Origin of the sequence: Paenibacillus sp. PsM32 (assembly GCF_030433815.1) — a bacterium.
GTDB lineage: Bacteria > Bacillota > Bacilli > Paenibacillales > Paenibacillaceae > Saccharibacillus > Saccharibacillus kyungheensis.
On the sequence record NZ_JARUWY010000114.1, the window covers coordinates 1 to 211 of the forward strand.

Here is a 211-nt window from a genome sequence, read left to right on the forward strand (position 1 = left end):
GCGTTGTAATTCACTGGTACGCATCTTATCAGATAACATTAATAAACAGATGATAAAAGCTTTCCATTTCACACCGATTATTTCAAGGGTCGCTTCTATAACTAAATGATATTGCTTCATTCTACATTCCTCCGTTTAAGCTATTTTGCTGTTCATATTGAGTTGGGATCAACGTTGATAACAAGCTTGATTCTTTATTGTTACACCAGAT

Annotated in this window: 1 pseudogene; it reads right to left on the reverse strand. The window is 34.1% G+C overall.

Features of this window, described 5'->3' with window-relative positions:
- Positions 1–120, reverse strand: a pseudogene (locus tag QCD85_RS23860) (winged helix-turn-helix transcriptional regulator); the annotation flags it as partial.
- Positions 121–211 lie beyond the last annotated feature (91 nt).